This window comes from Arthrobacter sp. KNU40 (assembly GCF_051515115.1).
Lineage (GTDB): Bacteria > Actinomycetota > Actinomycetes > Actinomycetales > Micrococcaceae > Arthrobacter.
Genome location: NZ_CP195850.1, coordinates 3,615,896 through 3,638,445, shown reverse-complemented (window position 1 = coordinate 3,638,445; position 22,550 = coordinate 3,615,896). Strand labels below are relative to the sequence as shown.

The 22,550-nt window shown below is 63.7% G+C and carries 25 protein-coding genes and 1 riboswitch; of the genes, 6 read left to right on the top strand and 19 right to left on the bottom strand.

Annotated features, from left to right (window positions below):
- Positions 1 to 29: 29 nt before the first annotated feature.
- Complete coding sequence (locus tag ACSKT0_RS16920) at positions 30 to 959, top strand: PaaX family transcriptional regulator (protein WP_437770802.1); 930 nt, start codon at positions 30 to 32, stop codon at positions 957 to 959.
- A gap of 45 nt (positions 960 to 1,004) precedes the next feature.
- On the opposite strand, the gene ACSKT0_RS16915 is transcribed toward ACSKT0_RS16920, so the two are convergent.
- From ACSKT0_RS16915 to ACSKT0_RS16890, 6 genes are read right to left on the bottom strand one after another with little or no spacing between them, the layout of a single operon-like run.
- The gene (locus tag ACSKT0_RS16915) at positions 1,005 to 2,564 is read right to left on the bottom strand and encodes an acyl-CoA synthetase (RefSeq protein WP_437770801.1); all 1,560 of its coding nucleotides are present in this window, start codon (positions 2,562 to 2,564) and stop codon (positions 1,005 to 1,007) included.
- A 40-nt stretch (positions 2,565 to 2,604) separates the two neighbouring features.
- Complete coding sequence (locus ACSKT0_RS16910) at positions 2,605 to 3,972, bottom strand: MFS transporter (protein WP_437770800.1); 1,368 nt, start codon at positions 3,970 to 3,972, stop codon at positions 2,605 to 2,607.
- 44 nt (positions 3,973 to 4,016) lie between these two features.
- Positions 4,017 to 4,472 (bottom strand): MaoC family dehydratase, encoded by a 456-nt coding sequence (locus ACSKT0_RS16905; protein WP_437770799.1) that lies wholly within the window; start codon positions 4,470 to 4,472, stop codon positions 4,017 to 4,019.
- Positions 4,473 to 4,510: 38 nt separating this feature from the next.
- Positions 4,511 to 5,740 carry an acyl-CoA dehydrogenase family protein gene (locus tag ACSKT0_RS16900; protein ID WP_437770798.1) on the bottom strand — a complete coding sequence of 410 codons (1,230 nt, stop codon included), beginning with the start codon at positions 5,738 to 5,740 and terminating at the stop codon, positions 4,511 to 4,513.
- A 1-nt stretch (position 5,741) separates the two neighbouring features.
- Positions 5,742 to 6,635 (bottom strand): amidohydrolase family protein, encoded by an 894-nt coding sequence (locus ACSKT0_RS16895; protein WP_437770797.1) that lies wholly within the window; start codon positions 6,633 to 6,635, stop codon positions 5,742 to 5,744.
- A gap of 1 nt (position 6,636) precedes the next feature.
- Positions 6,637 to 7,578, bottom strand: a complete 942-nt coding sequence (locus ACSKT0_RS16890) for an SDR family NAD(P)-dependent oxidoreductase (protein WP_437770796.1) — start codon at positions 7,576 to 7,578, stop codon at positions 6,637 to 6,639.
- A 123-nt stretch (positions 7,579 to 7,701) separates the two neighbouring features.
- Between ACSKT0_RS16890 and ACSKT0_RS16885 the strand changes: the two genes are divergently transcribed.
- Together ACSKT0_RS16885 and ACSKT0_RS16880 are read left to right on the top strand one after the other, a co-directional pair.
- Positions 7,702 to 8,172, top strand: coding sequence for a MarR family winged helix-turn-helix transcriptional regulator (locus ACSKT0_RS16885; protein WP_437770795.1), 471 nt, complete (start codon positions 7,702 to 7,704; stop codon positions 8,170 to 8,172).
- A 111-nt stretch (positions 8,173 to 8,283) separates the two neighbouring features.
- On the top strand, positions 8,284 to 9,282 hold the full coding sequence (locus ACSKT0_RS16880) for a S1C family serine protease (RefSeq protein WP_437770794.1): 999 nt from the start codon (positions 8,284 to 8,286) through the stop codon (positions 9,280 to 9,282).
- Positions 9,283 to 9,346: 64 nt separating this feature from the next.
- Here the strand turns inward: ACSKT0_RS16880 and ACSKT0_RS16875 are convergent, their stop codons facing one another.
- Complete coding sequence (locus ACSKT0_RS16875) at positions 9,347 to 9,487, bottom strand: hypothetical protein (protein WP_234747959.1); 141 nt, start codon at positions 9,485 to 9,487, stop codon at positions 9,347 to 9,349.
- Positions 9,488 to 9,608: 121 nt separating this feature from the next.
- On the bottom strand, positions 9,609 to 9,983 hold the full coding sequence (locus ACSKT0_RS16870; RefSeq protein WP_236811805.1) for a hypothetical protein: 375 nt from the start codon (positions 9,981 to 9,983) through the stop codon (positions 9,609 to 9,611).
- Between the two features lie 74 nt (positions 9,984 to 10,057).
- Here ACSKT0_RS16870 and ACSKT0_RS16865 point away from each other — a divergent pair, with 74 nt between their 5' ends.
- The gene (locus ACSKT0_RS16865; protein WP_437770793.1) at positions 10,058 to 11,509 is read left to right on the top strand and encodes an MFS transporter; all 1,452 of its coding nucleotides are present in this window, start codon (positions 10,058 to 10,060) and stop codon (positions 11,507 to 11,509) included.
- A 56-nt stretch (positions 11,510 to 11,565) separates the two neighbouring features.
- Here ACSKT0_RS16865 and ACSKT0_RS16860 read toward each other — a convergent pair whose 3' ends face one another.
- From ACSKT0_RS16860 to ACSKT0_RS16830, 7 genes are all read right to left on the bottom strand, one after another.
- Entirely contained in the window at positions 11,566 to 12,279 is a 714-nt protein-coding gene (locus tag ACSKT0_RS16860) for a metal-dependent transcriptional regulator (RefSeq protein WP_345452761.1), read from the bottom strand.
- 29 nt (positions 12,280 to 12,308) lie between these two features.
- Positions 12,309 to 13,085 carry a class I SAM-dependent methyltransferase gene (locus ACSKT0_RS16855; protein WP_437770792.1) on the bottom strand — a complete coding sequence of 259 codons (777 nt, stop codon included), beginning with the start codon at positions 13,083 to 13,085 and terminating at the stop codon, positions 12,309 to 12,311.
- A 50-nt stretch (positions 13,086 to 13,135) separates the two neighbouring features.
- A complete protein-coding gene (locus tag ACSKT0_RS16850) occupies positions 13,136 to 14,560 on the bottom strand; it encodes an aminotransferase class V-fold PLP-dependent enzyme (protein ID WP_437770791.1) in 1,425 nt (474 codons plus the stop codon).
- Positions 14,561 to 14,595: 35 nt separating this feature from the next.
- Positions 14,596 to 14,708: riboswitch (SAM riboswitch) on the bottom strand.
- A gap of 161 nt (positions 14,709 to 14,869) precedes the next feature.
- On the bottom strand, positions 14,870 to 15,682 hold the full coding sequence (hisN, locus tag ACSKT0_RS16845; protein ID WP_236811797.1) for a histidinol-phosphatase: 813 nt from the start codon (positions 15,680 to 15,682) through the stop codon (positions 14,870 to 14,872).
- Between the two features lie 59 nt (positions 15,683 to 15,741).
- Entirely contained in the window at positions 15,742 to 16,857 is a 1,116-nt protein-coding gene (rsgA, locus tag ACSKT0_RS16840; RefSeq protein ID WP_437770790.1) for a ribosome small subunit-dependent GTPase A, read from the bottom strand.
- A gap of 2 nt (positions 16,858 to 16,859) precedes the next feature.
- On the bottom strand, positions 16,860 to 18,254 hold the full coding sequence (gene aroA / locus ACSKT0_RS16835; protein WP_437770789.1) for a 3-phosphoshikimate 1-carboxyvinyltransferase: 1,395 nt from the start codon (positions 18,252 to 18,254) through the stop codon (positions 16,860 to 16,862).
- A gap of 6 nt (positions 18,255 to 18,260) precedes the next feature.
- Positions 18,261 to 18,776 (bottom strand): DoxX family protein, encoded by a 516-nt coding sequence (locus ACSKT0_RS16830; RefSeq protein ID WP_437770788.1) that lies wholly within the window; start codon positions 18,774 to 18,776, stop codon positions 18,261 to 18,263.
- Between the two features lie 215 nt (positions 18,777 to 18,991).
- Here ACSKT0_RS16830 and ACSKT0_RS16825 point away from each other — a divergent pair, with 215 nt between their 5' ends.
- Both ACSKT0_RS16825 and rsrA read left to right on the top strand, forming a co-directional pair.
- On the top strand, positions 18,992 to 19,831 hold the full coding sequence (locus ACSKT0_RS16825; RefSeq protein WP_437770787.1) for a sigma-70 family RNA polymerase sigma factor: 840 nt from the start codon (positions 18,992 to 18,994) through the stop codon (positions 19,829 to 19,831).
- On the top strand, positions 19,828 to 20,085 hold the full coding sequence (gene rsrA, locus ACSKT0_RS16820) for a mycothiol system anti-sigma-R factor (RefSeq protein WP_028264789.1): 258 nt from the start codon (positions 19,828 to 19,830) through the stop codon (positions 20,083 to 20,085). Before ACSKT0_RS16825 ends, rsrA begins: the two co-directional genes overlap by 4 nt.
- A 79-nt stretch (positions 20,086 to 20,164) precedes the next feature.
- On the opposite strand, the gene ACSKT0_RS16815 is transcribed toward rsrA, so the two are convergent.
- The 4 genes from ACSKT0_RS16815 to ACSKT0_RS16800 all read right to left on the bottom strand — a co-directional run bounded on the left by ACSKT0_RS16815 (position 20,165) and on the right by ACSKT0_RS16800 (position 22,526).
- The gene (locus ACSKT0_RS16815; protein ID WP_369299106.1) at positions 20,165 to 20,239 is read right to left on the bottom strand and encodes a 50S ribosomal protein bL37; all 75 of its coding nucleotides are present in this window, start codon (positions 20,237 to 20,239) and stop codon (positions 20,165 to 20,167) included.
- A gap of 106 nt (positions 20,240 to 20,345) precedes the next feature.
- Entirely contained in the window at positions 20,346 to 20,960 is a 615-nt protein-coding gene (locus ACSKT0_RS16810) for a PadR family transcriptional regulator (protein WP_234747938.1), read from the bottom strand.
- A complete protein-coding gene (locus ACSKT0_RS16805; RefSeq protein WP_437770786.1) occupies positions 20,960 to 21,808 on the bottom strand; it encodes a DUF4097 family beta strand repeat-containing protein in 849 nt (282 codons plus the stop codon). Before ACSKT0_RS16805 ends, ACSKT0_RS16810 begins: the two co-directional genes overlap by 1 nt.
- Before the next feature lie 118 nt (positions 21,809 to 21,926).
- On the bottom strand, positions 21,927 to 22,526 hold the full coding sequence (locus tag ACSKT0_RS16800; protein WP_236811788.1) for a GDSL-type esterase/lipase family protein: 600 nt from the start codon (positions 22,524 to 22,526) through the stop codon (positions 21,927 to 21,929).
- Positions 22,527 to 22,550: the final 24 nt, after the last annotated feature.

Below are 22,550 nucleotides of genomic sequence, written 5' to 3'. Positions count from 1 at the left end.
GGCGGTGCGAGGACTGACAGAATGGATGGGTGACGCCAGCGACTGCTTCCTCAGCTCCCGGGTTGGTCCCCGAGGCCCCCGTGGATTTTCCGCGCCCCTTGAAGGGTTCCTCTACCCAGCATCTGCTCACCACGATGCTCGGCGATTTCTGGCAAAACACGGACGAATGGATTCCCGCCAAATTGATCGCGGCCCTGGCGGCCCCGCTTGGTGTATCGCCCTCCGCCTGCGCGACGGGCCTCAGCCGCTTGGCAAGCAGGGGAGTGTTGGAACAGTCCAGCGCTGGAAGGACGTCGCGGTATCGGTTCACCCAGCGGGCCCGGACGCGGCTGCGCATCGGATTTGAACAAGTGCGCTTGTTCGGTAGCCAAAGCAACGCTTGGGACGGTGCCTGGACGGTGATCGCTTTCTCTGTTCCCGAGTCCTCCAGGGAAATCCGCGATATGTTCCGATCGCGGCTTCGGTGGCGGGGATTCGCCCCCGTTTACGGGGCACTGTGGGTATCGCCGCGGGACCATGCCGAGGAACTGGAAGAAAACTGCGCGTCCTTTGGCGTCGAGGACTACGTCATCTTCCGGACAGCGGACCAGACCCTGCGCGGAAAAAACCTCATCACCGCCTGGTCTCCCGAGGAGCTGGCGGAGCAGTACGCGCCCTTCATCGAGAGCTACAGTCCATGGGTGGAGAAGGTGGAGGCCGGCCTTGTGACCGCGGCAGAGGCCTTCCGCGTCCGCACGATGGCCATGGACGCTTGGCGCGCCTTTCCTTGGAACGACCCCGACCTGCCCGCGGAACTCCTCCCCGAGAATTGGCCATTGGCCGAAGCCCGCAAGATCTTCGTACTGGTGTACGACGGCCTTGCGGCTTCGGCACTGGTCCACGTCGATGCGATCCTTGCCGACGCCGCACCATCCCTCGGTGGATCCGCGTCATGCATCCCGATCGAAACCGGACGCTGACCCGCCAGCAATGCTGAGGTGTCACGCACCTTGGAAGCGAACTCCTCAGGAAACGGTGCTCCGGCGGAGCTCGCTTTTGCGGATCTTTCCACTGGCCGTTCGCGGCATGTCGTCCACGAACACCACAGTCTTCGGGATTTTGTAGCGGGCCAGCCTGCCGGCCAGGTGCTCCTTGAGTCCGTCCTCGGTCAAAAAGGCTCCCTCGCGCAGAACCACCACGGCGCGTGGCACCTCTCCCCACTTCTCGTCGGGCACGCCGATGACTGCAACGCTGCCCACGGCGTCCAGCTCACTGATCGCTTGTTCCACCTCGGCCGGGTAGATATTCTCGCCGCCTGAGATAATCATGTCCTTGAGCCTGTCCGAGACGAAGACGAATCCTTCTTCGTCCTTGTAGCCCATGTCTCCGGACTTGAACCAGCCGCGGTCTTCATACGATTCAGCCGTGGCATCGGGCCGATTCCAGTATTCGTGGATGACGTTGGGGCCTTGGATCTGGATTTCGCCCACCAGGCCCTGCTCGGCAAGGCCGCCCGCGACGTCGGCGATCCGGACATCGCTGAAGAAGTGCGGGAGCCCGGAAGAGCCCGCCTTGTCGCGGGATCTGGCAGCGGGCAGCGTGGTGGCGCCAGGCGCCGTCTCGGTCATTCCGTAGCCGTTGGAGAAATGCAGTCCGCGCGCCTCGTATGCTTCGAGGACGCGCATGGGAACTGCCGATCCGCCGCAGGTCAGCTTGTTGAGGGAGCCAAGGTCCGACGTCGGCCAGGCCGGATGCTCGCAGAGCATCTGGTAGGTGGTGGGCACCCCGCTAATGGTGGTGGCTCCGTGCTGTTCGATGAGCTCAAGGGTGCGTTGGGGATCGAACCTCGACTCCAGGACCACGGTCCCGCCCTTGAGAAGCGTCGGCAACACTCCCATGTCGAGCGACGCGACGTGGAACATCGGCGAGATCATGAGTGCCACATCCGTGGAAGAGAAATCGAAGTCGACAATTACGTTGATGCAGTTCCAGGTGATGTTGCCGTGGGTCAGCAACGCACCCTTGGGGCGTCCAGTGGTTCCGGACGTGTAGAGGATCATGGCCCCGTCGTCGAGCCCGATTTCTTCGTCCAGATGCCGGGGCGCTCCCGAGGCGACGACGTCCTCATAGTTCTCCGCCGACGTAGGGGTTTCGCTTCCGGAAGCGGCGCTCCTGTCGCCCGGGAGGGAATCGCCGACGACGACGCGCCGGCTCACGCGGGTGCCTTCCGCGCCGCTGGCCGCAAGGCCGTTGAGGCTCGCTGAGTGGATCAGGGCAACGGCACCGCAGTCCCCAAGCTGGAAATTGATCTCCGGCGGCGCCAACCGGGTGTTGAGGGGCACGAAGATCGCGCCGAGCTGCCCACAAGCAAAAAGCGTTTCCAGGAAAGCGGGATGGTTTTCCCCGAGATAGGCCACTCTGTCGCCCTTGGCAACGCCCCCGGCTTTGAGGGCGTTGGCGAGCCTGTCCGATCGTTCCGCAAATTCCTCATAGCTGAGTCGGCGGTCTCCGGAGATCAACGCAACCTTGCTTCCGGACTTCGGGCGGCGGCGCTGCAGCCATGAACCGATGCCAAAATTCTCCATGACGGTCCTTTCTGGTTCCCAAGCTAGACCCTTAACGGCTTCAAGGCCGGACGGTCTGCAAATCGTTGTTCTTCGGTTCCCGGGTCAACAGGATGAAGATGATGGAGGTGACGGACATCGCGGCCAGATAGAAGACCACCGAGCCGGTGTCCTTGCCCGAGTCCTTGAAGATCTGGGCCACGATCCCCGGCGTGAAGCCCGCACCGAGGAGCGTCGCGAGCTGATAACCGAGCGAGGCGCCCGTGTAGCGGGAGGTGGTGCCGAACTGCTCGGACACGAAGGCGGCCAATGGCCCGAAGAGCGTTGAGTGGATCATCAGGCCGACGGTGAAGGCGACGAAGACCAGGAGGATGTTGTTCGAGGACAACAGCTGGAACATCGGGATCAGATAGGCGATGAAGAGTATGAGTCCGCCGATCATCACGGGCCTCCGGCCCAATTTGTCGGAGAGCCTGCCGCCAAGGATCACGAAGGCGATGGAAATGAAGGAAGCAGCCGCGAAGGCGTAAAGCACGCCCTGGCGGTCGGCGCCCTTGGACACCGCGAAGGTGACCGCGAACGTTGCCAGGACCACCTGGAGGGCAAAGCCCGCGGCCCCGGCGAGCATGGTGAATATCAGGGTCTTGGGCCGGCGCAGCACCTGAAGGAGCGGGATGACGGGCTTCGTGGCGGCGCGATTGTCCGGGTTCCGGGCCACTCTTTCCTGCTCTGCCATCCTTTCCTGTTCGATGGCGGCTTTGAAGACGGGGCTCTCCGATACTTTCAGCCGGACGAACATGCCCACTGCAAGCAAGACAAACGAGAGCAGGAAGGGAACCCGCCAGCCCCAAGCGAGGAACTGGGAGTTTGGCAGGGCCGAGAAAGCGCCCATGATGAGGGTGCCCAGCACGGCGCCCGAGGGCGCTCCGGCATTGACGAACGAGGCAGCGAAGCCGCGCTTCCCCGATTCCGAATGCTCCAGCGCCATCAAGGCGGCTCCACCCCACTCGCCGCCCACAGCGATGCCCTGGAAGACGCGGAGTACAACAAGCATCACGGCGCCCCACGGACCGGCCACGGAGGCGTCCGGGACCAATCCGATCAGCGCGGAAGCCAGGCCCATGACCAACATGGAGACGATGAGCATTCCCTTGCGTCCCAGCTTGTCGCCGAAGTGCCCGAAGATGACTCCACCCAGCGGACGGGCCACATATCCTGCGGCGAATGTTCCGTAAGCGGCCACGACACCCACCCAGTCGTCCATTCCCGAGAAGAAGACCTTGGGGAAGACCACGGCTGCGGCTGTGGCGTAGAGCAGGAAGTCGTAGTACTCGATGGTGCTGCCCAGGTAGCTGGAAGCAATGACGGTGCGTGCTTCCTTGCGCCTGGTAGCCACGTCCATGGATTGAAGCTGCGATATTTGGGACATCGTTGTTACTTAAAGCAGGGGTGGGGGAGAGGGCCTAGCGGCCGCTATTTGTAGAAACGGGCGAGGAATTCGGCCACGACTGCCGGGCGTTCCTGGCCTTCGATTTCGATGGTGTTGGACACCTTGATCTGGGCTCCGCCCTTGACCTCGGTGACCTCGGCGATGGTGGCTTGCATGCGGATTCGCGCGCCCACCTTGACCGGGGAAGTGAAACGGACCTTGTCCAGGCCGTAGTTCACTTTCGTGGTGACGCCTTCGACGTCGAATAGCTCGCCCCAGAACGGGATGATGAGCGAGAGCGTGAGGAAGCCGTGGGCGATCGGGGCGCCGAACGGGCCCTCCTTGGCGCGTTCCGGATCGACGTGGATCCACTGGTCGTCTCCGGTGGCGTCAGCGAACTTGTTGATTTGTTCTTGGGTGATTTCGCGGTATTCGGTGACGCCGAGATCGGTTCCGGCGAGGGTGAGCAATTTGTCGAAGTCGACAACGAGATTGGGCACTTTGGCTCCTGGTGGTTGTGATGGATGAAGAGTGTGGGTTAGCGGGTAAAGGCGCTCTCGCCGGTCAGTGCGCGCCCGACGATCAGGGCGTTGATCTCGTGAGTTCCTTCGTAGGAATAGACGGCTTCAGCGTCGGCTTGGAACCGGGCAACATCACTCTCCAGCGTGATGCCGTTGCCGCCTGCCAGCTCGCGGGCCAGGGCGACTGTTTCCCGCATGGCCAGGCAGCTTTGCATCTTGGCGAGCGCGGAGTCCTGGTCGCGGTAGACCCCGCGGGCCTGTTGTTCGGTCAACCTGACCACGAGGGACAAGCTTGCGGTGAGGTTGCCAAGCATCCGGGCCAGCTTTTCCTGGACCAGCTGGAAGGAACCCAGCGGGCGGCCGAACTGGTGGCGCTCGCGGACGTAACGGAGGGCTGCTTCGAACGCGCCGGCCTGGATGCCGGTCGCGATCCAGGCGACGTCCGAGCGCATGGCCTTCAGCATCGCGGCGACGTCTTTGAAGGAGTTCACGTTGTGCAGGCGCATAGATTCCGGGACCCGGACTCCGTCGAGGGTGATGTGTGCGTTTTGCATCATCCGCAGCGCGGTCTTGCCGTGGATCTTCTCCAGCCTCACCCCGGCTGCCTGGCGGTCCACGAGGAAAGCTTTGACCTGCCCGTCGGTGACGTCGCGGGCGAACACGGCCAGGACGTCGGCGGTGGCGGCGCCGCCGATCCAGCGTTTGGCGCCGTCCAGAACCCAGGTGCCGCCGTCGGGGTCTGGTTCGAAGCGGGCGGTGGTGGAGAGCCCGCCCGCGATGTCCGAACCGTGTTCGGGTTCGGTCAGGGAGAAGACGCCTTTGAGGGAGAAGTCGATGACCTTGGGCATCCATCGGGCCTGCTGTTCGGCGGAGGCGCCGACGCGGATGGCGGTGCGGAACAGGCCAGCCTGGGCGGTGTACCAGGTGGCCAGGGACGCGTCCGTGCGCGCGAGTTCGAAGACCCTGAAGCCCTGATAGATCCCGCGGGCGGGCGTGGCCCCGGTGCCGGTCAGTTCCGCCGGTTCCATCAGGTCCAGGTCGATGAGCGGCCGGGCCAACCGCGTAGGGAACTCGCCGCGCTCCCAGTAGTCGGCCAACAGCGGCTTCGCTTCGCGGTCCAGGAAATCCCGCAGTCGGCCCAGCACCCGGCGCTCGTCCTCGGTGAGCAGGGACTCGGCATCGTAGTAGTCGCAGACGTCGTAGAGGCGTTCTGTAACCGCGGTCTCCACATGGGTTTCCAGGCTCATGTCAGCCGTCCAATCCGAGCAGCCGCACGGCATTGTCCTTGAGGATCTTGGGCCGGACGTCGTCCTTGAGTGGGAGGTCCGCGAAGGCGCCCAGCCATTTCTGCGGCGTGATGAGCGGGAAGTCCGTGCCGAAAAGGACTTTGTCCTGCAGCACCGAGTTGGACATGCGCACCAGCGACTCGGGGAAATATTTGGGGGACCAGCCGGAGAGATCGATGAACACGTTGGATTTGTGCGTGGCGATGGAGTTGGCCTCATCCTGCCAGGGCACCGAGGGGTGGGCCATGATGATCTGCAGCCCGGGGAAGTCGGCGGCCACGGCGTCGAGAAGGAGCGGGTTGGAGTAGGCCAGCTTGATGCCGTAGCCTCCAGGCAGGCCCGCGCCCATGCCGTTTTGGCCGGTGTGGAAAATGGCGGGGAGGCCCAGTTCCTGCAGGGTCTCCCAGAGCGGGTAGAACTGTTCGTTGGAGGGATCGAAGCCCTGCAGGCTCGGATGGAACTTGAAGCCGCGGGCCCCCAAGTCGATCGCTTGGTGCTTGGCGCCCTGGATGGCCTCGGTGCCGGTACGGGGATCCACGCTGCCGAACGGGATCAGCACGTCGTTGTTCCTTGCGGCTCCCGCGATCAGTTCCGGGATGCTGTTGGGCTCGTGCTTGAGCTGGGTGCGGGCGTCCACGGTGAAGACGACGGCGGCCATGTTCAGTTCGCGGTAGACCTCGGCGATCCGGTCCAGCGAGGGCGTGCGGTCCTCGGACTTGAAGTACTTGGCGGAAGCTTCCGTCAGCGACTGGGGCAACGATTCGTGGCCATGGCCGTCCACTTCGAGATGGACGTGCATGTCGATCGCGTCGAGTTTTGCGGCGTCGATGCCCGGCTCGTAACGCTGTGCGTCCATGTCAGCGGACCTGTGCGGCGGCGGCTTCGGGCTGCAGTTCCGCCGGGAGCGGCAGGAATTCCTCGCCGACGCTTTGCAGCTTGTCGCCGAACAACGCGCCGAAGTTCTCCACGAGTTCCTGGTATCCCCAACCGCCCTCGCGGTATTCGGTGGCGGCGGCTTCGGGGTGGGTCCAGAGCTGGAGGCGGTCACCGCCGGCGCCGATGGCTTGGCCGGTAATCCCGGCCGCTTCGTCGGAGGCGAGGAAGGCAATGAGTCCGGAGACGTCGTCGGCCGTTCCAAAGCCGAGCTCGTGGCGGAAGAAATGCGGCATGGCTTCGCCGCGTTCGTCGGCCTCCACCGCTTTGCGGAAGTACGGGATGGTCTTGGTCATTGCCGTCGCGGCCACGGGGATGACGGCGTTGGCAGTGACGCCGGCTTTCTTCATTTCCAGGGCCCAGGTACGGACCATGCCGACGATTCCGGCCTTCGCGGCGGCGTAGTTGGTCTGGCCGAAGTTGCCGCGCTGCCCGGTGGGGGAGCCGATGGCGATGATGCGGCCCGCAATCCCGTTCTCCTTGAAATAGCCGAAGGCTTCGCGGGCGCACGTGAAGGTGCCGCGAAGGTGGACGTTGATGACCAGGTCGAAGTCTTCGTCCGTCATCTTCAGCAGGCTCTTGTCCCGCAGGATGCCTGCGTTGGTGACGAGGATGTCCAGGCGGCCGAATTCCGTGACGGCTGCCTCCACCAGCTGCTGCGCTGCCTCTGTGCTGCCCACAGGAGCGACGACCGCCACTGCCCGGCCGCCGTCGGCTTCGATGGACCGGACCGCTTCGCCGGCCACGTCGGCGTCGACGTCGTTGATGACTACCGCCGCGCCCTGACGGGCGAGTTCCCGGGCGTAAGCGAGCCCCAGTCCCCGGCCGCTTCCGGTGACAATCGCTACTTTTCCTGACAGGCTCATCGCTGCTCCTTTGCTCGATACCCGTGCATCCAAGCCCTCGGCGTGGGATGCTTTTCTGTATCCATGAAAATACGTATAGTTAAAAATGTCAACGATTGATTTTGAAGATTATTGGAGTTTGTTATGACGATCGAGGCGCAGGACGAGCAACAGGCTGCCACGAAGGACCGGCTGGTCGCCGCGCCTATCAGCCAGGACGTGGGTTTCCTGTTGGCCAAGCTCCATGCAGGCGGATCGATCGTGAACAACCGGGCGCTTGCTGAGTTTGACCTCAAGGAGCGTTCGTACTCGGTGCTGATCCTGGCCAACAGCGGGCTGGAGCCCACCCAGCGGGAATTGGCGGACTTCCTCAGCCTCGACCCCAGCCAAATCGTCGCTTTGGTGGACGAACTTGAAAAGCGGAAGCTCGTGGCCAGGGCACCAGGCAAGCAGGATCGCCGGGCCAAGACGGTGACTGCGACGGCGAAGGGGAGCCAGTTGCTCGGCCAAGCAGCCGTTGCGGCCCGCCACGCGGAATCCGAAGTGTTGGCCGCGCTGGACGAGGGGGAAGCCGCCCAGCTCAAGGCGCTGCTGCGAAAAGCGTTGTGGGGTTAGCTTCCCAATCATCTACCGCGTGGCAGAGTTCACCCACGGCGTAGGCCGGAACGGACTAACCGCAGCAGTGTATTCGTTGATATAGACACCACCGGTTACAGGAGGTGCACGATGAGTACGTTGCCGGAACAAGTTTTTCCCGAGGACATCCCTGACGCCCCGTCAGATGACGAAGCCTTGGACGCCTACTCGCGGACAGTGATGCACGTTGCAGAGACCGTCACGCCGCATGTCGCAGCTTTGGAGATGAGCAGCGCCCGCAGAAACGGCCAGGTCAGGATCGGAAGTGGATCCGCTGTCGTATTCACGGGTGACGGCTATATGCTGACCAACGCCCACGTGGTCTCCGGCCTGCGCTCCGGGCGGGCAATCTTCGCCGACGGAACCCATTCCGACGTCGAACTCGTCGGTGCGGATCCCTTGTCCGATCTCGCCATTGTCCGCGGGCACCACACGCCGCTGCCCGCTATCCTGGGCAACGCGGAGTCACTGCACGTCGGCCAATTGGTGATCGCTGTGGGTAACCCGCTGGGACTGGCAGGATCAGTGACCGCGGGCGTCGTCAGCGGCCTCGGGCGTTCCATCCCCGTCAGGTCCGGCCGGCACAGCAGGGTCATCGAGGACGTCATCCAGACCGACGCAGCGTTGAACCCCGGCAATTCCGGGGGAGCCCTTGCCGACACCAAAGGGCGGATTGTGGGAATCAACACCGCCGTGGCCGGTTTGGGCCTCGGACTCGCGGTGCCCATCAACACCACCACCCAACGGATCATCGCCGCCCTGCTGAAGGACGGCCGGGTCCGCCGGGCATACCTTGGCTTGGTGAGCACCCCTATTCCGTTGGACGCGAGTGCGGTGATCCGGACAGGCCAGAAGGAAGCGCTGCGGGTTGTGGAAGTCATCGCCGGATCTCCGGCGGAGCGGGCAGGACTGCTCGCCGGCGACCTGGTCCTCAGTGCTCAGTCGCGGGCCGTATCCAGTGCAGAGAGCCTTCAAAAACTCTTGTTTTCGCAGGCCATAGGAGAGCCTTTCCTCCTGACGGTCCTGCGCGACGGCAAAATCCACGCGGTTGTCGCCGTACCCAGCGAAATGACTGACGCGGATTCATGAGGAGCAGGTGCACGACGGAACCGGTCCGCTAAAAAGCCGGGGCCAAGATGGCTCCGGCTTTTTGCTACTTCTTCCGCATCCTCAAATGGGCCACCGGATCCACCGCGGCGTCGGATTCGTGCTTGGCACGCTTCACTGCCCGTTTCTCCTTGATGGTCTTGATACTCTTTTTCGTCTCGTGCTGGTGCGGCGCTTTGTCAGGCATGTCATGCTCCCTAACTACGGATCTTCCGTGAAGATCCAGCAAAGAGGGTCCTGAAAGGCCCTCTCCTTGTAAACTACGCCTGTTTCAGGCGAAAGCAACCGGCGGCCGAACGCCCGAATAACTAGGCTTCGGAAGCCGGGACATCCACAATGCCCACGAACCGCGAGCCGATTCCTTCGTATTCGCTGCGGACCTCTCCGGGAAGGATTCCCGGAACCTCGCTGTTCCGGTGGTGGCCACAGAAAACGTAGGTGAACTCCGGCCACCATTTCTTGGGACGCGCAGCCTCGGTGTACCCGCAGACGACGCAGCTCAAGTGCACCCACACAGGACGCTTCCCGGTGCGGTTGGCGCGGGATTGGACGAGCCACTGCGGTGGATTGTCTTGCAGCTCGCTCAGCTCGGCTTGTGAAAGCCTGGAGGGGATGCCGTGGCGTTGGGCCATTTCCATCGAAATATCAAGGGCCAGTGCGGCGTCACGTCTGCTAATCACCATTCAACGATACGGGACTTTCGCCGCGGCAGGATCGGGCAGGAATCCGGACGGGAGCGGACAAGCAGGCGTAGGCTGTGCTCATGACCGACGCAGCGGCCCTGCTGCCAAGCACCCCGCTTCAAAAGCGGGTCCTTGTTGTGGCAATTGTGGCTTCCTTCATCGCCATTTTGGATGGCTTCGTGGTGAACCTCGCGCTCCCGGCGATCGGCCGTGAACTGGGTGGTGGCCTCGTCATCCAGCAATGGGTGGTGGATGCCTACCTTTTGACCCTCGGCGCGCTGATCCTGGTCGCCGGATCCCTCTCGGACCATTTCGGCCGCGCTCGCATCCTGGAGTGGGGACTCGCCGGCTTCACCCTCACCTCCGTCACGTGCGGTCTCGCCTGGAACGGGGAAGTGCTCGTGGTGTCGCGGGCCCTGCAGGGGATCGCCGGGGCACTGCTTGTCCCGAGTTCGCTCGCCATGATCGTCACCTTCTTCTCCGGGCCGGCGCAGTCCAAGGCAATCGGCCAATGGTCCGGTTGGACGAGCGCGGCCGCTATTGTCGCCCCGTTGATCGGCGGCGTATCGGTCGACCTGCTGTCCTGGCGCGTCATCTTCTTTATCAATGTGGTTCCGGCCGTTGCCGTCTGGCCGATCCTCGCGGGGCTGCGGAAGTCCGATGCCGCAACGGACACAAGCAAGAAGATCGACTACCTCGGCGCATTCCTGGCCATGGTGGGACTCGGTGGCCCGGTCTACGCTTTCATCGAACAAGGGCGCATGGGCTGGAGCAACATGGTGGTCTGGATGCCGCTCGCCGTCGGAGCCGTTGGCCTGGTCCTCTTCCTGATCCACGAAGCCAGGACCCCGGAACCAATGCTGCCCCTGCGGCTCTTCGGAATCCGTAATTTCGGTTGGGGAAACATCGCCACGCTGGCCATCTACGGCGCCCTGTCCCTCGGCTTCTTCGCCGTAGGCATCTACTTGCAGCAAGTGGGAGGGATGAAAGCAACCACTGCGGGTATCGCGTTGCTTCCCGCGACGGTCCTCCTGATGCTCACGGCTTCATTCTTCGGCGGACTGGCAGGCAAGTACGGCCCACGGTGGTTCATGACAGCCGGTCCGTTCATCTGCGGTGTCGGTTTTCTCATGACGTTGGCCGTCCAGGAGCCCTTGAACTACTGGACCCAAGTGCTGCCCGGGCAGATCGTCTTCGGGATCGGCCTCAGCACCTTGGTTGCGCCCCTCACCGCGGCCATCCTCGGCGCGGTACCCACCGAAGAGGCAGGGATCGGTTCCGCAGTGAACAACGCGGTTGCCCGTATCGCAGGCCTGATCTGCATCGCGTTTGCCGGGCTCATCATCGGCCCGGTCTTCACCCGCCAAGGTCTCATGAACGCCCTGGTGGTCACCGCTGTGCTGTTCTTCCTCGGGGCGGCGGCATCCGCCGTCGGGATCCGGAACCCGGTCTTGGGTGCTGCAGTGATGGACTCTCCGGAAGGTCCAGCCGCCGACGACGGCGGGACGGCCGCCCAGCGCGCCTGAACAGTGCTTTCCAGGACACGCTTTCTAAGACACAGGCTTTTCAGTACACAGCTTAGTCAGCGTTCCGCGAGGACGCAGCCTTCGTGGACGGCGTCCGTGGCCACCCAGAGCGCCGAGGCGACCTCATCGGCGAGATCGTAGTCGCGGCTGCCCGGACCTTTTCCGATCCGCACCACCAGCGCACCGCCGAACGGTTTGCGGCCAATCACCTCGATGCTGGCATCGAGGTCGATTTCCTCGGCAGACAGGTACCTCAGCAGCTCCGGGTTTTCGTCGCTGATCCGGGTGATCTTTCCTGAATGGCCGTCGTCGAGCTCGATCATCCGGTGCGCATGCGGCAGGCTCACCGAACCGTCCGCGGCGGGGATGGGGTCACCATGGGGATCGCGTCCTGGGTTGCCCAGCTTGGCGGCCATGCGATCGATGAAGGTGTCCGAGACGGCGTGCTCGAGCATCTCGGCCTCGTCGTGGACTTCATCCCAGCTGTAGCCCAACTCCCTCACGAGGTAGGTCTCGATCAGGCGGTGCCGGCGGACCATGCCCAGGGCAAGCTGCATTCCCTGGGGTGTCAAAGTAATGGCGCTGTAGGGCTGGTGGTCAACCAGGCCTTGGTCCTTGAGCTTGCGGACCATCTCCGAGACGGAGGAATTGGCGACACCGAGCCGCTGCGCGAGCTGTGAGGACGTGATGGGTTTGTCCTGCCACTCCGTAAAGGAGTAGATGACCTTGACGTAGTCCTCGATCGAGGAGGAGGGCGCACTGGTCTTCACGGTTCCAAGCCTATCGCGTACCGGCCGAATCAGACTTTCCGCGCCCGCCAGCTCTGCGTGAGATAAGGCAACGGGATGACCTCGCCCTCGGCATGGCCCAGATGTTCGAAGAGGTACCACTGAAGGTTGCCCATGACTTTGGCCCGGTTGGCGTCATTCGCCCTCAGGTAGTAGCTGCGCGACTTCACAAGTTCGAGGATGTCGGCCGGAGTCACGGGATCCTCCCAATGTGTCACGTGACTTTCGAGACCCGCGAACTCCGGGCCCACCACAGGCCGGAAGTCCGGTTTGTGGACATCGCCGGCATGCATGATGCGGGTCAATCGATGGACCCAGGGCACCGAAGTGTCCATTTGGTTCCAGATCAAGCCGATAGTGCCCTGGGGTCGAAGGATCCGGGCGATCTCGGTGCTCGCGGCGAGGGGATCGCACCAGTGCCAGGCCTGGGCAACGCTGACGACGTCGAATGCTGAGTCCGCCAGTCCAGTTGCCTCGGCAGTGCCCTCCAGGGTGATCACTTGTGGATACGTTTTGCGGAGCTGGGTGAGCATGTCCATCGAGGGGTCCACTGCGGACACCGCGAGCCCGCGCTCGACGAAGAGCGCGGTGAACTTTCCGGTGCCGGCGCCGATGTCTGCCGCGTCCCGGGCGCCTTCCGGCAGCAGCCAGTCGGCCGAATCCGCAGGGTAGCCGGGCCGGACACGATCATAGTGTTCTCCGCCGTCCTGGAAACTCCGGCCGAGTTCAAGGCGCCGTTCCTCATAGAGCTTGGGGCCGGCTGATGTGCCTTTGGGTCGCGGGGCCACGCAGGAACTCCTTCGTAGGACAGGAAAAATACCCTACGAATCTACCGCAATCAGTCAGTGCTGCAGGGAGCGGCTCCCGCGGTCCCGGGAGTGTTGGGAGCCCACTCCGGGTAGCTGCGGTGGTCGTTCGCCGGCACCCAGCGGCCGGCATCCACTACGTAGTCCCAGCCGAGGCCGTTGCTCTTGAGCGCGTGGATGCCCGCAATGAGCCGGGTGGCGTCTTCCAAGCGCGAGCCCACGCCGAAACTGGCTCGAAGTGATCCGGAGGGCAGGCCGAGGCGCTTGAGCAGCGGGTGGGCGCAAAAGCGTCCGTCGCGCAGGCCAATGCCGTGCTCGGCCGCAAGATAGGCAGCCACAAGTCCGGCGTCGTAGCCCTGGAGCGAGAAGTTCACGACGCCGATGGTGTCCTGGGGATCCGTGTCGCTGAAGATCTGGTGCACGGTCACGCCGTCGATTTGCTTGAGGCCCTCGACCAGATGCGAGCGGATGGCTGCCTCGTGGGCGTGCCATTCATCGTGGTCGAGGCTGGCGATGACCTGTGTGGCCCGGGCGAGTGTGGCCGCGCCGAGTACGTTCGGCGAGCCGCCTTCGTGCCTGGCCGGTCCTGTGGCCCAGCTGACGGAATCGAGGCGCGCTTCTCGGACGGCGCCGCCTCCGGCCAGGTGCGGTGTACCGGCGTCGAGCCAGTCGGGACGGCCCACCAGGACACCTGCGCCGAACGGCGCATAAAGCTTATGCCCCGAGAAAACCAAGTAGTCGACATCCGCGGCGGCGATGTCGATTCTGCGGTGCGGGGCGAGTTGCGCCGCGTCCACCACAATCCGCGCCCCGAATTCGTGGGCCAAGGCAGCGAGTTCCTTGATGGGCAGGATTTCGCCGGTCACGTTTGACGCGCCGGTGACAGCCAGGAGGCTGACGCCGCCGTGGGAGAGCGCTGTGCGGACGTTGGCGACGGTCTCGGACAACGTTCCCGCGGCAACGATGCTGCGGTGGGGGACACTTTGCCACGGGAGGAGATTGGCGTGGTGCTCGATGTCCAGGTAAAGGACTTCGCCAATGTGTCGACCGTCCTCAACTGGCAGGCAGCCGGCCAGTAGATTGAGGGAATCAGTGGTGTTGCGCGTGAAAATGACCGAATCGTCCGGCCGGCCGCCAACGAAGTCACGGACGATGTTGCGGGCGTTTTCATAGACCGAGGTGCTGATTTGGGAGGCATAGCCTGCGCCGCGGTGGACGCTCGCGTAGTACGGCAGGATCTCGTTGAGGTACGCGGAAACCACCGTCAGGGCAGGTGCGGAAGCGCCGTAGTCAAGATTGGCGTAGCGGATGTGGCCGCCCTGGATCAAGGGTGCCTGCAACTCCGCGCCGGTGACCGCAGCGAGTGGGCGCGATGCCCGGGGGAGGGTTTCACCGCGGTGCTGTGCAGATTCGTTGTTCAGCGAAAGAGCCTGGGAAGTAAATGTGGCTGTGCTCATGGGACCTCACTCAAGAGGGACCCCTGCGTGCAGGGGGTCCGCGCTTGCCGCATCCGTTCCGGACCGGCCGGGTCGTCACCCGGGGCACCCCGCCGCGATGGAGGGTTGCCGGCCAGCAAACCGGGGTTTCGCGCTGGCACTCGTGACCTGTAAAGAGCGTAGGACACCGGCAAGGCTCATTCCAATGTGACCGGCGATTGTTAAGCGGATTATTACACCGCCGGAAAAATGTGCCTCCTGCCGAAGAAAAAGCGGCGGACGCCCCCAAAAGTGGGCGTCCGCCGTCGTTTATTCAGTGGAGAGAGTGGACTAGAGGAGGTCGTCGAGCTCGGGGTTGAGCCTCTTGAGGACCTCGGAGTGCAGGATCGAGTTAGTGGCCACGGCGTTTCCGCCGAAGGGACCATCCGCACCGTCCAGGGACGTGAAGCGCCCGCCGGCTTCCGTCACGATCGGCACCAAAGCCGCCATGTCGTAGACCTGGAGTTCCGGCTCGGCAGCGATGTCCACGGCGCCCTCGGCCACGAGGCAGTAGGACCAGAAATCGCCATACGCACGGCTGCGCCAGACATCGTTCTCGAGGCCCAGGAAGTTGTCCAGCTTATCGTGCTGCTTCCACTCGGAAAGCTCGGAGTAGGAAAGCGAGGCGTCTTCGAGCCGCGACACGTTGGAAACCTTCAACCGGGTGGCTGCGGCCAGCGACCGGCCCATGTAGGCGCCCGAGCCCTTGGCCGCCCACCAACGCTTGCCGAGCGCCGGAGCGCTCACGAGCCCCACTACTACCTCGCCCTCGTCCACGAGGGCGATCAGCGTAGCCCAGACGGGTACGCCACGCACGAAGTTCTTGGTCCCGTCAATGGGGTCGATGATCCAACGCCTCGAGCCGTGGCCCGTGCTGCCGAATTCTTCCCCGAGGACGGCGTCGCGGGGGCGGGAACGGGAGAGCTGCCCACGGATTGCTTCCTCTGCTGCTTTGTCGGCATCGGTGACGGGGCTCAGGTCGGGTTTGGTCTCGACCTGGAGGTCCAGTGCCTTGAACCGCTCCATTGTCAGGGAATCGACGGAGTCGGCCAGGACGTGTGCCAGCCGCAGGTCGTCGTTGTAGCTCGAATCGGGTTGGGTCATGGTTCCAAACTACCGTCTGTTCGCCGGTGAGCCGGGGAGGTAGGACGGCAGGCGCGCAGTTAGTTGACCGTACCCAATTCCTTGGTCTCCTGGGCTTCCATGCGCGGGTCCGCGCCGAGGAGCCGGCGCAACGACGCCAAGCGGGCCGGACCTGCCTCGCCGGCGTGGCCGTCGGCGACCCAGGAATCCAGTCCGCATCGAACCGCGGAGGCATCGTGCTTGCAGCCTCGCTCGCACATCTCCGTTCCGGGTTCCAGATCCGGGAAGGCATGCAGGATGCGGTCCGGGTTCACGTGGGCGAGGCCGAAGGAGCGGATGCCGGGCGTATCGATGATCCAGCTGCCCCCGGGGGCATCGCTGAGCTTCAGTGCGAGGGCAGAGGACGAAGTGTGCCGTCCCCGACCCGTCACGGCGTTGACCCCGCCCGTGGCGCGCTCGGCGCCGGTGAGGGCATTCACCATCGTGGACTTCCCGACGCCGGAATGGCCCAGGAGCACAGTGACCTTGCCGTCGAGGTAGTCCCGCAATTGGCCGACGGCGTCGCCATCAAGGCGGGCGGAGAGGCCGTCGTCTGAACGGGCATCGATGCCGGAGGCGCCGGCGTCGGCCGTGCGGCTGATGATGATGGGGAAACCAAGGCTCACATAGTTGGCGAGCAATTCCGTCGGATCCTTGACGTCCGCTTTGGTGACGAGCAGCAACGGCTCGATTCCGGCGTCGTACGCTGCCACCAAGGCGCGGTCGATGAATCCGGTGCGCGGCTCCGGATTGGCGGCCGCAACCACCACCACGAGCTGATCGGCGTTGGCGACGACGGCCCGTTCGATCGGATCCGTGTCGTCGGCGCTTCGTCGCAGGAGGGTCTTTCGCTCCTGGACGCGCACGAGGCGAGCGAGGGTGTCCGGGGCTCCGGACACATCGCCGACGAGGGCCACGAAGTCTCCGGGAACCACGGGGGAGCGCCTCAGTTCCCGGGCGCGTGCGGCAATCACAATGCGTTCGTTGTCCGAGCTTTCGCCCACGATCGCGGTGTAACGGCCGCGGTCGACTGTGATGATGCGCCCGATCACGGCGTCGTCGTGGCTCGGGCGGTCTTTCGTGCGGGGGCGTGTGCCCTTCTTGTTGGGGCGGATCCGGACATCGGACTCATCCCAGGAGCTTGCGTCGCGGGCCATCGTTAGTTGCTTGTCTCCGTTGAAACGGTGTCCGCGCCCGCTGGGCCGGAACTGAGCATCGATGCCCAGATTTGCGGAAATTCGGGCATGGTCTTGGAAGTCGTCGCGATGTCTTCGACCTGGACACCCTCGATGGCGAGCCCAAGGATGGCGCCCGCGGTAGCCATGCGGTGGTCGGCATAGCTGCGCACGACGCCGGCGTGCAGCGCCGCGGGCCGGATCACCAAGCCGTCGCTGGTTTCCTCGGCGTCGCCGCCAAGCCGGTTGATTTCGGCGACCAAAGCAGCCAGCCTGTCCGTTTCGTGGCCCCGCAAATGAGCGATGCCGGTGAGCCGGGAAGGGCTGGTTGCCAGGGCGCACAATGCCGCAACGGTAGGGGCGAGTTCGCTGGTTTCGTCGAAGTCCGCGCCAAGGATCTCCGGTCCGCCGGTGACTGTCAGCGTGCCGTTGTCCAGCGTGACAGTGGCACCCATGGCGGCGAGGATGTCCCGCCAGAGGTCCCCGACTTGCGTGGTGTTGGCCGGCCAGTTGGGAATCCGGACAGTTCCCTTCGTGGCCAACGCCGCGGCGAGGAAGGGACCCGCGTTAGAGAGATCCTGCTCGATCCTCTCGTCGAACGCCTGGATGGTACCGGGGGCGACGCGCCAATGGTTCGGCACGGAGTCATCCACCTGCACTCCGACGCCGCGCAGGACCGAGACGGTCATGTTGATGTGGTCAAGGCTCGGTACGGGTTTGCCGACATGTTCCAGGTGAAGGCCCTCATCGAACCGGGCACCGACCAGCAACAGGGCGGAGACGAACTGCGACGAGGCGCTCGCATCGATCACCAGGTGGCCACCGCGGACAGAGCCCGTGCCGGATACTTTGAACGGCAGGGAGCTCGCCGCGTGCCCGTCCAGTGCGCTGACTTCCAGCCCGAGTGTCCGGAGGGCCTCGATAATGGTGCCCATGGGACGTTGGCGTGCGTGGGGATCGCCGTCGAACACCGAAGCGCCGTTGCGCAGGGCCGCGAGCGGCGGCACGAAACGCATGACCGTGCCGGCCAGGCCACAGTCGATGGCGGTCTCCGACGCGACAGCCACGGGGTCGATCGGAGTGACTTCAAGGTCCGGGCCGTAGTGTCCATCGCCGGGAACCTCGGTAATGGTGGCGCCAAGCCGGCGGAGGGCCTCGACCATGAGTGCCGAATCCCGTGAATGCAAGGGTGCCCGCAGCCTGCTTGGGCCGTTGGCCAATGCCGCCAGGACCAGATAGCGGTTGGTCAGCGACTTCGAACCAGGAACCGTGACCGTGGCATCCACGGGGTGGCTGGCGAAGGGTGCCGGCCACAGGGGGAGTGCGGAGGCTGTGGTGCTCCCTGAATCGTCTGTCTGCGTCGAGGGGGTTCCTGGCATGCTTCCTTATGCTCCAACTGCGTTGTCTACGGCCTTGCGGACGGCCCGGTCTGTCTTCTTGAACTGCTTGCCCGTGGCCTTCTTGGCGTCCATGGCAAGGTGTTCGGCGCGCCATGCGAGGCTCGGTTTGCCCGCGGTGTCGACGGCGGCAAGGAATACGCCACCTGTCAGCGAAATGTTCTTGAGCAACTGGGCGCGGCGGGCGAGCCGGCCTTCCTTGGTGCTGATGTCGGCAGAACGCCATTCGACAAAGGTATTCAGGACCGAAATGCCGGCAAGCAGGCTTGCCGAGAACCGGGAACATTTGCCGAGGGCCAGCAAGGCGCCGGCGCCCACTTGCGCGCCGCCGATGACCCGCGCCAGCACTTTCTCGTCCGCCGGGAAAGGCAGCGACTCGGAAGCGCGGCGGAGCAGCGGAGAGAGCTGTTTGGCAGTGTCATCCGCGTTCTTGAGCTTGTCCAGCCCTGCGACGACAAAACTGGAAGCCAACATTGGCCTGGCGAGAAAACGGACGAGGGACATGTTTTGCCTCCTGGATGGCTTGCCACAGTGTTCAAGTGGTGTTGCGTTCAAGTGGTGCGGTGTTCACGGGGTGCAGTCGGATCTAGTCTTGCATCTTTGCGGAATATTTGCCCGAAGCCTGCCGTTGTCAAGAGAAGGTGCGGTATGGGCTGGACCTTGGATTGTGGCGCGTGCATTGTGCCGCGCGGTCATGTCGTTTGAGTGGAGATGGTTTTTTGGCCTTGGTTAAAGACCGCGAGGAACACTTGGCGCTTGGGCGGGAGCTGCCAAGGGACTCCCGGAGGGTGACAGTAGACTTGGATGCAATGAGCACCATGGATCCGGCCGCAGCGGCCATGTACAAAGCAGCGACCGACGTCACGGACGCAACGTCCGACGGCGACGCCACTGTTGAGGCCGACGTCGAGATTGCAGTGGACTTCGCAACCGAGACCCCCGAGCAACGGAGGGCGCGCTTCGAACGCGACGCCATGCAGTATGTCGACCAGCTCTATTCGGCTGCCATGCGCATGGCCAGGAATCCGTCCGACGCCGAGGACCTGGTCCAGGAGGCCTACACCAAGGCCTTCTCAGCCTTCCACCAGTACAAGCCGGGCACCAACCTCAAGGCGTGGCTGTATCGCATCCTGACCAACACGTACATCAACCTCTACCGGAAGCGGCAGCGCGAACCGTTGCAGTCGAATTCGGACACCATCGAGGACTGGCAGCTGGCGCGGGCGGAATCCCATACGTCCGCGGGGCTGCGCTCTGCGGAGGCGGAGGCACTGGACCATTTGCCGGACTCGGACGTAAAGAGCGCCTTGCAGTCCATTCCGGAGGAATTCCGGCTCGCGGTGTACTTCGCTGATGTCGAAGGATTCGCATACAAGGAAATATCAGACATCATGAATATCCCGATCGGGACGGTCATGTCCCGGCTTCATCGCGGCAGGAAAATGTTGCGCGATCTGCTGGCGGACTATGCCGCAGAGCGGGGAATCCGCGCCGGCGCGGAAGAAAAGGCCTTGGCCGTGGGCGCGGCCACAAGCAAAAAACAGGAGAAAAGGAAATGAGCTGCCAAGGATTGGGCGACTGCGACGATGCTCGGATGCAGCGTATCTACGAATACCTCGATGGTGCGTTGACCCGCGAGGACATCGCGGAGATCAAAGTGCATCTGGAAGACTGCCCGGAGTGCACCGAGCAATACGACCTTGAGTGCGTCATCCGCACCGTGGTAAAGCGCTCCTGTACGGAAGCGGCTCCTGAGAATCTCAAGAACTCGATCCTGGACAGGATCCACGCTATGAAGTCCGTGGACGTCTAAGAGGCTTGAACGGCAAGGGCCCCGGAAACCTGATGGTTTCCGGGGCCCTCCGCATTAAGTCTTACGCTAAGCCGCTGGCTTAGGTGTTGGGACGCTTGCCGTGGTTTGCGCCGCCGCGCTTACGGTCACGACGCTTACGTGCACGCTTGCTCATAGCTGGCCTCCTTAGATTCTTGATACTCAATAAAGCTGCCCTCCAGTCTCCCACATCACGGGGCCGCCCCGCGAACCGTGCCGGCCAGGCCGGCGGGAATCCGGACTCAGCCGCGCAGGGAATTCCGGATGGAGATCCTGGCCTGGTCCAGGACGGTGCGCACGGTTTCGAGGGCAATCGGAGTCAGGGCCTTGGAGCCGGCGTGCTGCCGTAGCTCCACGCGTATGTCATCGCGGAAGGACTGGACCATCATTTCGGCTTCCTTCAGGATGCGGTGTCCCTCCGGAGAGTAGCTTCCGGCCCATGACTGGAATTCCGCGGACTTCGCATTGGCTCGCGCGGCTTCGGCAGTCGCGGCCAGGTCTGCACGCAAGCCGCGCATGTTGCTGCGGATATCGTCGCGAAGATTGTCGGCCAACCGCCGCACCGAGGCGGAAATGTTGTCCTCGACGTCGGCCAGTTCCTGCCGCCGGCTGTTGAGCTCCGCCAGTCCGGCCGCGGTGATCGAATAGTTGGTGCGGCGCCCGTCGCTGCTGGTGGCTACAAGGCCCTCCTCCTCGAGTTTGCCAAGGCGCGGGTAGATGGTTCCTGCACTGGGGGAGTAGGTCCCGCCGAAGCGTTCGCCGAGGGCCTTGATGAGCTCGTAGCCGTGCTTGGGACCAGATTCCAGGAGTGCTAGCAGGTAGAGCCTAAGTGCTCCGTGGGCAAAGACGGGCGGCATCAGGCTTCCTCTTCTCCGGGGACTGAGTGCGTTGTTCCAGGTGTTGGCGCACTGCCATGGATGATGGAGGTCTTTCCAGACACGGAATTGGTACGTGCCACCATGAGCCGCTCGTCGGGGCCAACGATGGTCTGGACCCTTCCGCCTGACTGCGCGTAGAGCTGGTCATCGATCATCACAGTGCCACCGGCCGTTTTGGCCACGATGTCCACGCCCACATCATGAGGCAGGCGGATGGTGAGGTCGCCGGAAACGGAATTGGCTCCGAAGTCCTGGGTGTAGCCGTGAAGGTCGAAGCTGAGGTCGCCGCTGACGGTATTGGCCCGGATATTCTTGAAGCGGCCCGAAGCCGTGACTTCGCCCGAGACGCTCTTGGCGGTCATGACGCCGTCGTGGTTCCGGGCGATGACTTCACCGCTGACGGTGTTGACGTGGAGCTCGCCCCGCGTGCCGTCCGCGAGGACTGACCCGGAAACTGTATTGAGTCGGATATGACCGCTGACGCCCGACACCATGCCGTCGCCGCCCACGGTTCCTGCTTCGACGTCGACGCCGGCTGGCAGCGCGATGCTGATGACGATCGTGTTGGTGCTGGTGTTGTTGACGGTCCCCATCAGGTTGCGGAACCAGCCCTGGGGGCCGTGCAACTGGTGGCGGACTTCGAGCCGGCCGTCAATGAGGCTGACGCTCAGTGGATCGCCGGCGATCTCCGAGACTTCGATCCTGGTGATTGCTTCGTCGTGGGTGACGACGTCGAAGCGGCCCTTGACGATCCCCAGCTTGAGTGAGCGGACGCCGTCGACGTCGATGGTCTGCGGACCGGTAACGGTCCAGTTTTCTTCTGACATGACCCCTCCATTGCTGCACTGTGGACATTGCGATATATCGCGTTTATGTAAACACGATATATCGCGATATCGAAGTTGGCAATGGGCGCTGCGCGAGAGGGGCTGTCTAAGGCCCCGGCTATTCCGGCTGGGCGATCCTCAGCCACTGGAACCAACCGCGGTGCAACACGAGCCAGGCCATGAGTCCATAGCCCGCCTGGCCGGGGGTGCCGCCATTCGCGGCGAGGTCCGTGCGCCATTGTTCGTGGTTGAGCAAGGGCGAGAACGTGTCGACGTAGTGATGGTTGCGGCGGGTGGTGACGTCCGCAAATGCCGCGTTGAGATCCGCGATCCGACGGTTTTTGGCCGGGTCCAGCGTGGGCGGCGGACCGACGACGAATACTTCGATGTTGCTTTGGGACGCCCCGTCCAGGATATTGGCCAGATTGAGGCGGCTGCGTGCTGTGGAGACACCGAATTCGATGTCGCGGCCGGACAGGCCGATGACCAAGCGGTTTTCGTGGACGTTGCTGAAGCGTCTCCCGGCTTCGTCGAGCCAGCGCGCCGCAAGGCCTTCTGTGCCCTCCATGGGGCAGGGAAGAGAGTAGCTTTCCACAAGGACGGAGTCCTGTGGAGTCCGTGCAAGAACCCGTCCGAGCCAGCCCAAGGCCCTGGGATCACCGAGCCCGGCGAGTAGTTCATCACCAACAGCTGCGATGCGCAGCTTCCTGTCTTCCACAGTTACCTCTTCACCAAACGTTGC

Excerpts from the sequence above, each read along its gene's own strand:
- ACSKT0_RS16915 (WP_437770801.1), bottom strand. The coding sequence starts at position 2,564 with ATGGAGAATTTTGGCATCGGTTCATGGCTGCAGCGCCGCCGCCCGAAG.
- ACSKT0_RS16910 (WP_437770800.1), bottom strand. The coding sequence starts at position 3,972 with ATGTCCCAAATATCGCAGCTTCAATCCATGGACGTGGCTACCAGGCGC.
- ACSKT0_RS16900 (WP_437770798.1), bottom strand. The coding sequence starts at position 5,740 with ATGAGCCTGGAAACCCATGTGGAGACCGCGGTTACAGAACGCCTCTAC.
- ACSKT0_RS16895 (WP_437770797.1), bottom strand. The coding sequence starts at position 6,635 with ATGGACGCACAGCGTTACGAGCCGGGCATCGACGCCGCAAAACTCGAC.
- ACSKT0_RS16890 (WP_437770796.1), bottom strand. The coding sequence starts at position 7,578 with ATGAGCCTGTCAGGAAAAGTAGCGATTGTCACCGGAAGCGGCCGGGGA.
- ACSKT0_RS16885 (WP_437770795.1), top strand. The coding sequence starts at position 7,702 with ATGACGATCGAGGCGCAGGACGAGCAACAGGCTGCCACGAAGGACCGG.
- ACSKT0_RS16880 (WP_437770794.1), top strand. The coding sequence starts at position 8,284 with ATGAGTACGTTGCCGGAACAAGTTTTTCCCGAGGACATCCCTGACGCC.
- ACSKT0_RS16875 (WP_234747959.1), bottom strand. The coding sequence starts at position 9,487 with ATGCCTGACAAAGCGCCGCACCAGCACGAGACGAAAAAGAGTATCAAG.
- ACSKT0_RS16870 (WP_236811805.1), bottom strand. The coding sequence starts at position 9,983 with ATGGTGATTAGCAGACGTGACGCCGCACTGGCCCTTGATATTTCGATG.
- ACSKT0_RS16850 (WP_437770791.1), bottom strand. The coding sequence starts at position 14,560 with ATGAGCACAGCCACATTTACTTCCCAGGCTCTTTCGCTGAACAACGAA.
- hisN (WP_236811797.1), bottom strand. The coding sequence starts at position 15,682 with ATGACCCAACCCGATTCGAGCTACAACGACGACCTGCGGCTGGCACAC.
- rsgA (WP_437770790.1), bottom strand. The coding sequence starts at position 16,857 with ATGGCCCGCGACGCAAGCTCCTGGGATGAGTCCGATGTCCGGATCCGC.
- aroA (WP_437770789.1), bottom strand. The coding sequence starts at position 18,254 with ATGCCAGGAACCCCCTCGACGCAGACAGACGATTCAGGGAGCACCACA.
- ACSKT0_RS16830 (WP_437770788.1), bottom strand. The coding sequence starts at position 18,776 with ATGTCCCTCGTCCGTTTTCTCGCCAGGCCAATGTTGGCTTCCAGTTTT.
- rsrA (WP_028264789.1), top strand. The coding sequence starts at position 19,828 with ATGAGCTGCCAAGGATTGGGCGACTGCGACGATGCTCGGATGCAGCGT.
- ACSKT0_RS16810 (WP_234747938.1), bottom strand. The coding sequence starts at position 20,960 with ATGCCGCCCGTCTTTGCCCACGGAGCACTTAGGCTCTACCTGCTAGCA.
- ACSKT0_RS16805 (WP_437770786.1), bottom strand. The coding sequence starts at position 21,808 with ATGTCAGAAGAAAACTGGACCGTTACCGGTCCGCAGACCATCGACGTC.